The organism is Streptomyces sp. S.PNR 29 (assembly GCF_030386795.1).
GTDB lineage: Bacteria > Actinomycetota > Actinomycetes > Streptomycetales > Streptomycetaceae > Streptomyces.
Window position 1 is genome coordinate 1 of sequence record NZ_JANUQM010000031.1, and the last position, 8,212, is coordinate 8,212.

The 8,212-nt window shown below is 73.9% G+C and carries 2 protein-coding genes; both read right to left on the reverse strand.

Going from position 1 to position 8,212, the window contains the following annotated elements; translation table 11 throughout:
• A partial coding sequence (locus NW895_RS41005) for a non-ribosomal peptide synthetase (protein WP_289942342.1) occupies positions 1-5,924 on the reverse strand: 5,924 nt, incomplete at its 3' end.
• Between the two features lie 91 nt (positions 5,925-6,015).
• Positions 6,016-8,212: condensation domain-containing protein (locus NW895_RS41010; RefSeq protein WP_289942343.1), on the reverse strand; the 2,197-nt coding region annotated here is incomplete at its 5' end.

The window sequence follows — 8,212 nt, forward strand, 5'->3', positions numbered from 1 at the left end:
ACAGCCCCCGCCGTGTCGTTCCAGGACACCGTCACCCGCGACCGCTCGGACTCGTCCAGCACGTCGACCCGGCCGACGGGCACCTCAGGATCGACCGCCAGCTGTTCCAGGACCCGCACCAGGCGCTGTCCCACCCGCACGGCCTCCTGCCGGTCGAACACGTCCGGGCGGTAGGTCACCCGCACCTGGAGCCGTCCGTCGGGGACGACGCTCACCGCCAGCGGGTAGTGCGTGCCGGCCTGGGTGTTCATCTGGGCCATCGTGAAGCCGACGTGCTCGCCGTCGGGACCGGCGAGGGTGGTGGTGTTCTTGGGGTAGTTCTCGAACATCAGCATCGTGTCGAAGCCGGCACCGGATCCCGCGATCGCCTGGATGTCGGAAAGACCCATGTGCTGGTGGGGCATCAGTTCGGACTGGTGCCGCTGCAGCGCCGCGAGCATCTGCGTCATCGGCTGCCGGGGGTCGAGCCGCACCCGCACGGGCAGGGTGTTGATGAACAGTCCGACCATGGACTCGATGCCGGGTATCTCCGCCGGGCGTCCCGCGACGGTGGCGCCGAAGACGACGTCGGTACGCCGGGCCAGCCGGGCCAGCACCAGCGCCCACGCACCCTGCACCAGGGTGTTCAGGGTCAGGCCCCGGCTGCGGGCCAGGTCGGTCAGGGCCCGGGTGGTCTCCCCGGAGAGTTCCACCGCGCTCTCCTCGGCCATGACCTGCGCCCGGTCCATGAGGTCGGCGGTGGCCACCAGGGTCGGTTCGTCGAGGCCGGCGAGCTCCGTACGCCAGGCGGCGCGCGCGGCCTCCCCGTCCTGGCGGTCCAGCCAGGCGAGGTAGTCGCGGTAGGAGGGAGCGCGGGCCGGCAGGGGGCGCTCCTCGTACGCGGCGGACACCTCGTTGAACATGATCGGCGTCGACCAGCCGTCGGCGACCATGTGGTGGCTGGTGATGACCAGCCGGTGCCGTTCGCCGGCGAGCCGGACCAGCAGCAGCCGCAGCAGCGGAGGGGTGCGGACGTCGATCCGTGCCGCTCGCTCCTCGGCGGCGAGCCGCTCCAGCTCGGCGAACGCGTCGTGCTCGGTCAGGCCGGACAGGTCGGTCTCCCGCCACGGCAGCACCGCGTCCCGGACGACGACCTGCACGGCCTCGCCCGAGGCCAGCCGGTGGAAGCCCGCCCGGAGCGCTTCGTGGCGCGCCACCAGCCCCTCCCACGAGGCGCGCAGCCGGGCCGCGTCCAGGGGGCCGTCGAGGGCGAGTGTCCGCTGGCTCTGGTAGACGTCCGGGCCGTCCTCGTCGAAGGTGGCGTGGAACAGCATGCCCTCCTGCAACGGGGACAGCGGCCAGATGTCCGTCAGTCCCGGTACGGCGGCCTGGAGCTGGTCCACGTTCTCCTGCGTCAGGGGACGGACCAGCGGGAAGTCGGAGGGCGTGTGGCCGCCCGCGCCGGGGGTGTCGGTGTGCTCGGCCAGCCCGTCCAGCATCGTCAGCCAGGTGTCGCCCAGCCGTTCCGCTTCGCCGTCCGTCAGGGCGCCGGCCGGCCAGCTCAGCCTGAGCTCCAGCTCGGGCCCGTCCGGGGTGTCCCGGACGGCGGCGTTCACCTCCAGGGCGTGCCGCAGCCGCATGTCCGGGGCGACCGAGCCGCCGAGCGCCGTGTCGCCGGCCGACTGCCACGGGCCGGAGGAGCCCTGGGCCGGGGCGCCGGTGCGGCCCATGTAGTTGAAGCCGATCTGGGCGGCGGGTGCGGCCTGGAGGACGGGGGCGGTCTCGGGGTTGAGGTGGCGCAGCAGTTCGTAGCCGAGGCCGTCGCCCGGCACGGCCCGCACCTGCTCCTTGACCGCCTTCAGCAGAGTGCCCGCGGCCTGCCCGCCGGCCCGCGCGTCGTCCAGGTCGACTCCGGCCACGTCCAGGCGCACCGGGTGGGAGCTGGTGAACCAGCCGACGGTACGGGACGGATCGGTGTCCGCGACGGTGTCACGCCCGTGGCCCTCGACGTCGACGAGGAGTGTGGTGGCGAGGTCCGTCCGGCCGTGGGCGACCGCGCCGGCCAGCGCTGCCAGCAGGACGTCCTCCATGCCGCAGTGGAACGCCGCCGCGGTGCGCCCCAGCAGGGTGGCCGTCCGCCGGGCGGGCAGGAGCCAGGTCTGCTGGCGCAGGGTGTCGGCGGTGTCCACGGCCGGGTCGAGGGGGCGAGCGCCCAGGGGGGCTTCCGGTTCGCCCAGCAGGGCTGTCCAGGCGTCGAGTTCGGCGACCCGTGCCGCGGAGGCCGCCTGCTCGTGCAGCAGGTGCGACCAGCGCCGGAAGGACGTGCCCACCGCTTCGAGCACCGGCGCGCGCCCGTCGGCGACCGCCTCGCAGGCGGCCTGGAGGTCGGGCAGCAGCACGCGCCAGGAGACACCGTCCACGACCAGGTGGTGCGCGGCCACGATCAGGCGGCCCGTCTCGCCCGGGCCCGCGTCCAGCCACACCAGCTGCACGTTCACGCCGGCCGACGGGTCCAGACGCGTCACGGCCTCCCGGGCCAGCTGGTCCGGCGATCCCGCCTCCACGCGGGAGACCAGCGCGGCGGCGTCCACCGACCCGCGCTCACCCACCACGAGTTTCGGTTCGCCGGGCACCGTCCGCGCCCGCAGCATGTCGTGGGTGTCCAGTACGGCGGCCAGACCGGCGGTCAGCACGTCCAGGCGCAGCCCGGCCGGCGCTCCCACGGTCATCCACTGCGCGAACCCCGGTCGTACCGCGTCCTCGCCCAACGCCCGCATCACCGGAGTCCACGCCACCTCGCCGACGCCCACGTCGGTGGTCGCGGCGGCCTTCCCGACGGGCCGCGCGACGGCCGCGAGCCGTTCCGGGGTCTTCTCCTCGAAGACCTGGCGCGGGGTCAGGGCCAGTCCGGAGCGGCGGGCCCGAGAGGCGAGCTGCATCGAGCTGATGGAGTCGCCGCCCAGGGCGAAGAAGCCGTCGTCCGCGCCGACCCGGTCCAGGCCGAGCACTTCGGCGAACAGCGCGCACAGCACCCGCTCGGTCTCCGTCCGCGGCTCACGGCCCGACGCCCGGGCGGCGAAGTCGGGCGCGGGCAGCGCCGCCCGGTCCACCTTCCCGTTCACCGTCAACGGCAGCTCGTCCAGCACGATCACCGCCGCCGGCACCATGAACTCGGGCAACCGGCCCGCCAGATACGCCCGCAGCTCCTCGGGATCGACCCCGGCCTCCGCGTCCTCCGCGACGACGTGACCGACCAGCCGCTTGTCGCCGGCCCCCTCCGCGTCCCACGCCGTCACGACGGCCTGTGCCACGCCCTCGTGCCCGGCGAGCGCCGCCTCGATCTCGCCCAGCTCCACCCGGAACCCACGGACCTTCACCTGCGCGTCCGCCCGCCCCGCGAACAGCAGCTCACCGTGAGCCGTCCATCGGGCCAGGTCCCCCGTCCGGTACATCCGCTCGCCGACGGCCCACGGGCAGGCCACGAACCGCTCCCCCGTCAGCCCGGCCCGCCCGAGATACCCGCGCGCCAGACCACTGCCCGCCACATACAGCTCGCCTGTCGCACCGGGCGGGACCGGCCGCAGGAAGGGATCCAGGACGTACACCCGCCGGTTGGCCAGCGGACGCCCGATCGGCAGCGCCCCGCCGTCGGCCGCCCCTGGCTCCAGCACATGCCACGTCGCGCACAGAGTGACCTCGGTCGGCCCGTACAGGTGCCGCACCGCGACGTCCGGGCACGCCTCCCGGACCCGCGCCACCGCACCCGCCGGTACGACGTCACCGCCGGTCAGCACCTCGCGCAAACCCGTGAAGCACTCCGGCGACTCGTCCGCCAGCACCCGGAACAAGCCCGCGGTGACGTGCACCGCCGTCACTCCGCCGGCCACCGCCTCCCGGATGCGGGGCGCGTCCACCACGCCCGGGGCGGCCACGACCACGCGCCCGCCGGCCGCCAACGGCGCCCACACCTCGTAGAGGGACACGTCGAACGCGTGCGGCGCGTGCATCAGCACCGCGTCCTCGGGCCCCAGCGACCAGCCGGCGTCACCGACGAGTCCGGCCACACCGCCGTGCGGGACGGCCACGCCCTTCGGCGCACCCGTCGACCCCGAGGTGTACATCACGTACGCCACGTCGTCCGCTCCCACCGCGACGGTCGCAGCCTCGGCCGCACGTCCGGCGAGCTCGGACACCACCCGTGCGTCGTCCAGCTCCACGACGGGGGCCACGCCGGCCGGCACGACGGTGCGGGTCCGCCCGGTGCACAGCACGGCCGCCGGAGCGGAGTCCGCCAGCAGGAACGCCACCCGCTCCGCCGGGTAGTCCGTGTCCACGGGCACGTAGGCCGCACCGGCCCGCCACACCCCCAGCAGGGCGACCAGCAGCTCCGCCGACCGCTCCATCACCACCGCGACCCGGTCGCCCCGCCGCACACCCGCGTCGGCCAGGTACCCCGCGAGCCGTCCCGCCGCCGTGTCCAGCTCCGCGTACGTCAGGACCCGTTCGCCGTCCACCACGGCCACCGCCTCCGGCGCGTGCCGCACACGCCGGGCGAACAGCTCCGGAACCGACGCACCCGGCACCGGGGCCCGGGTCGCGTTCCACTCCGTCAGCACCGACGCCCGCTCGGCGGCGTCCAGGACGTCCACCCCGCCCACCGGCGTCGACGGTGCCGCCACGATCTGCTCCAGCACCCGCACCAGCCGCCGGGTCACGTCGGCGGCCTGCCGCTCGTCGAACACGTCGGGCCGGTAGTCCAGCTTGACGGCCATGCGGGCGCCCTCGGGCGCGACGACCAGGGTGAGCGGGTAGTGCGCGGCCTCCTCGCCGTCGAGGAACCGGACGGCGAACGCGTCGGGGGCGGGCGGCTCCTCGGGCGGGCGCGGGTAGTTCTCGTACACGACGATCGTGTCGAAGACCGCCCCGGGTCCCGCCAGCCGCTGGATCTCCGGCAGCCCGAGATGCTGGTGGGCCATGAGAGCGGACTGCCGTTCCTGGAGGTCGGCGAGCAGGTCGGACACGGGCTGTGCGCCGTCGAGCCGAACCCGTACCGGCAGGGTGTTGATGAAGAGCCCGATCATGGACTCCGCTCCGGGCAGGTCGGTGGGCCTGCCCGCCGCGGTGGCGCCGAAGACCACGTCCGTACGGCCGGACAGCCGCGCGAGCAGCAGCGCCCACGCGCCCTGCACCACCGTGTTCACGGTCAGCCCCAGCCGACGGGCCAACCGGGTCGTCTCCGCGGTGAGTTCCTCGGACAGGCGGGTGATCAGGCTCCGCGGGGACACCGGCGTGCGGCCCGGGTCGGCCGGTGCCACCAGGGTCGGCTCGTCGAGGCCGGCGAGTTCCGTACGCCAGGCGGTGCGCGCGGCCTCCTTGTCCTGGCGGCCGAGCCAGGCCAGGTAGTCACGGTAGGAGGCGGTCCGGGGCAGGGCGCGCGTGTCACCGTGCGCGCCGTACACGGCGATGAACTCGTTGAACAGCACGGCGAGCGACCAGCCGTCCATCACCAGGTGGTGGCTGGTGACGACGAGCCGGTGCCGTTCGTCGGCGAGCCGGACGAGCAGCAGCCGGATCAGCGGCGGGACCGCCGGGTCGAACCGCTCCGCCCGCTCCCGCGCGGCCAAACGTTTCACTTCCGCCAGTGCCTCGTGCTCCGCCAGCCCGGAGAGGTCCTCCTCCCGCCACGGCAGCTCCGCCCGGCGGGCGATCACCTGCACCGCCTCACCCGACTTGCGGCCACGGAAACCCGCGCGCAGCGCGCTGTGCCGGGACAGCAGCGCCTCCCACGTCCGCCGCAGCCGGCCCGTGTCCAGCGGCCCGACCAGTTCCAGCATCCGCTGCCCCTGGTAGACGTCCGGTCCTCGGTCGTCGAAGGAGGCGTGGAAGAGCAGTCCCTCCTGCAACGGCGACAGCGGCCAGACGTCCTCGACGCGGGATCGGGTCATCGTTCTGTCTCCTCACAGCGGTCATGGCGACGACGTGCTAGGGCGGCGGGCCGGACAGGTGACGGGAGGACAAGGTTGATGAAGAGGTGTCTCAGAGGCGGTCGGGGTCCGTGAAGCCGGTCTCGAACTCGTCGACCTCGTCCTGCGCGAGGTCGAGCAGGGAGAAGTCGGAGGGGGTGTGTCCGCCCGCGTCCTCGGACCTGCTGTGGTCGGCCAGACCGCCCAGCAGCGCGAGCCAGTTCCGGCCCAGCCGGTCCGCGTCGGCCTCCCCCAGCAGCCGCCCCGCCCAGGTCAGGACGATCGTCACCTCGGGCCCGGCCGGGGTGTCCTGGACCACGGCACCGGCTTCCAGTACGTAGCGTGCGGGTGTCTCCCCGTCCCCCGAACCGCCGATCATGCCCGTCGGCTGCCAGGCCCGGACCGGCTCCGCGGCGCCGCCCGAGGCGAACCGGCCCAGGTAGTTGAAGCCGATCTGCGGGGCCGGGGCGGCCTGGAGGGCGGGAGCGGTCTCGGGGTTGAGGTGCCGCAGCAGTTCGTAACCGAGCCCGTCTCCCGGCACCGCCCGCACCTGCTCCTTGACCGCTTTCACCAAGCTACCGGCGGCCGGCCCACCGGCCATAGCCTCGTCCAACTGACCAACGGGCACCGTGAGCCGCACCGGATGCGAGCTGGTGAACCAGCCCACCGTGCGGGACAGGTCCACCCCGTCGACCGGCTCACGCCCGTGCCCCTCGATGTCCACCAGCACGCCCGGGGCCCGCCGCCAGTGCGCCACGGCGCCCGCGAGACCGGCGAGCAGCACCTCGTGCACCCCGCAGTGGAACGCGGCCGGCATCCGCTCCACCAGCACGGCCGCCTGCTCCGCCGGAATCACCCACGAGCGGCGGCGCAGAGTGCCGGCGGTGTCCGTCACCGGGTCCAGAGCGCGACCGCCCAAGGGGGCCTCGGGTTCACCCAACAGGGCTTTCCACGCGCCGAGTTCGGCGATCCGTTCCTCGGACACCGCCTGCTCGGACAGCAGCTGCGACCAGCGCCGGAAGGACGTGCCGACGGGGTCCAGTACCGGGTCGCGTCCGTCGGCGACCGCCTCGCAGGCCGCCTGGAGGTCCGGCAGCAACACCCGCCAGGACACGCCGTCGGTCACCACATGGTGTGCTGCCAGCACGAGTTGCCCCATCGCGTCCGGTCCGGCGTCGACCCAGACCAGCTGGATCATCACGCCCGCCGCCGGATCCAGACGCCTCACGGCCTCCCGTGCGAGCTCCTCCGGCGATCCCGCCTCCGCCCGGGAGACCAGCGCGGCGGCGTCCACCGAACCCGGCTCACCCACCACGAGCTTCCGCTCGCCGGGTACCGCACGGGCCCGCAGCATGTCGTGCGTGTCCAGTACGGCTCGGAGACCGGCCGTGAGCACGTCCAGCCGGAGCCCGGCCGGCGCTCCCACGGTCATCCACTGCGCGAACCCCGGACGCACCGCCTCCTCGCCCAGCGCCAGCATCGCCGGGGTCCACGCCACCTCACCGGTTCCGGCGTCAACCTCCGTGGGCTGCCGCGCGGCCTTCTCCACCACGTCGGCCAACCGCTCCGGCGTCTTCTGCTCGAAGACCTGACGCGGGGTGAGCGTCAGTCCGGCGCGGCGGGCCCGTGAGGCGAGCTGCATCGAGCTGATGGAGTCGCCGCCCAGAGCGAAGAAACTGTCGTCCACACCGACCCGGTCCAGGCCCAGCACCTCGGCGAACAGCTCGCACAGCACCCGCTCGGTCTCGGTGCGCGGCTCACGGCCCGACGCCCGCGCGGCGAAGTCCGGGACCGGGAGCGCCGCCCGGTCCACCTTGCCGTTGGGAGTCAACGGCAAGGCCTCCAGCACCATCACATCCGCCGGAACCATGAACTCCGGCAACCGGCCCGACAGATAGGCCCGCAACTCCTGCTCATCGACCACACCGCCCGCAACCGCCACGACGTAGCCGACCAGCCGATCCTCCCGCAACACCACCACCGAGGCCGCGACACCCTCATGACCCGCCAGCACCGCCTCGATCTCGCCCAGCTCGACCCGGAACCCACGGACCTTGACCTGAGCGTCCGCACGCCCCGCGAACAGCAACTCACCGTCCGGCGTCCAACGGGCCAGGTCCCCCGTGCGGTACATACGCTCACCAGGCACATACGGGCAGGCGACGAACCGCTCCCCGGTGTGGCCGGGTCGGCCGACATAGCCACGGGCCACCCCCGGACCCGCCAGATACAACTCACCCGTCACACCCGGAGGCACCGGCCGCAGGAAA